Origin of the sequence: Nocardia sp. XZ_19_369, from assembly GCF_015355715.1 — a bacterium.
Lineage (GTDB): Bacteria > Actinomycetota > Actinomycetes > Mycobacteriales > Mycobacteriaceae > Nocardia.
Genome location: NZ_JACVED010000032.1, coordinates 1 through 1,455 on the forward strand (window position 1 = coordinate 1; position 1,455 = coordinate 1,455).

The window sequence follows — 1,455 nt, forward strand, 5'->3', positions numbered from 1 at the left end:
GAGGTCGACGGACGCCCGGGGAAGTGAGAGTGGGAAACAGTTTGCCGTGCATGGCGCCCGTGGCTCACGCTGTAGGTGCTACGTGCGGCGCGTCCCTCGTGGACGCCGCCCAGTATAACTTGACTATCCAGCGCCCTCGTGGCGCTGGCGGCCGCACGCCGGGCCACACGATAGTTATCTGGTTGATTCTGCCAGTAGTCATATGCTTGTCTCAAAGATTAAGCCATGCATGTCTAAGTATAAGCAATTATACAGCGAAACTGCGAATGGCTCATTATATAAGTTATCGTTTATTTGATAGTACCTTACTACTTGGATAACCGTGGTAATTCTAGAGCTAATACATGCTGAAAATCCCGACTTCGGAAGGGAGGTATTTATTAGATTAAAAACCAATGCCCTCTGGGCTCCTTGGTGATTCATAATAACTTTTCGAATCGCACGGCCTTGCGCCGGCGATGGTTCATTCAAATTTCTTCCCTATCAACTTTCGATGTTTGGGTATTGGCCAAACATGGTCGCAACGGGTAACGGAGGGTTAGGGCTCGACCCCGGAGAAGGAGCCTGAGAAACGGCTACTACATCCAAGGAAGGCAGCAGGCGCGCAAATTACCCAATCCCGATTCGGGGAGGTAGTGACAATAAATACTGATACAGGGCTCTTTTGGGTCTTGTAATTGGAATGAGTACAATTTAAATCTCTTAACGAGGAACAATTGGAGGGCAAGTCTGGTGCCAGCAGCCGCGGTAATTCCAGCTCCAATAGCGTATATTAAAGTTGTTGTGGTTAAAAAGCTCGTAGTTGAACCTTGGGCCTGGCTGGCCGGTCCGCCTCACCGCGTGTACTGGTCCGGCCGGGCCTTTCCCTCTGTGGAACCTCATGCCCTTCACTGGGTGTGGCGGGGAAACAGGACTTTTACTTTGAAAAAATTAGAGTGCTCCAGGCAGGCCTATGCTCGAATACATTAGCATGGAATAATAAAATAGGACGCGTGGTTCTATTTTGTTGGTTTCTAGGACCGCCGTAATGATTAATAGGGACAGTCGGGGGCATCAGTATTCAATTGTCAGAGGTGAAATTCTTAGATTTATTGAAGACTAACTACTGCGAAAGCATTTGCCAAGGATGTTTTCATTAATCAGGAACGAAAGTTAGGGGATCGAAGACGATCAGATACCGTCGTAGTCTTAACCATAAACTATGCCGACTAGGGATCGGACGATGTTATTTTTTGACGCGTTCGGCACCTTACGAGAAATCAAAGTGCTTGGGCTCCAGGGGGAGTATGGTCGCAAGGCTGAAACTTAAAGAAATTGACGGAAGGGCACCACCAGGGGTGGAGCCTGCGGCTTAATTTGACTCAACACGGGGAAACTCACCAGGTCCAGACACAATGAGGATTGACAGATTGAGAGCTCTTTCTTGATTTTGTGGGTGGTGGTGCATGGCCGTTC

Annotated in this window: 1 rRNA gene; it reads left to right on the forward strand. The window is 48.8% G+C overall.

Annotated features, from left to right (window positions below):
- Nucleotides 1–170: 170 nt before the first annotated feature.
- Nucleotides 171–1,455 (forward strand): 16S ribosomal RNA (locus IBX18_RS41785); the annotation flags it as partial.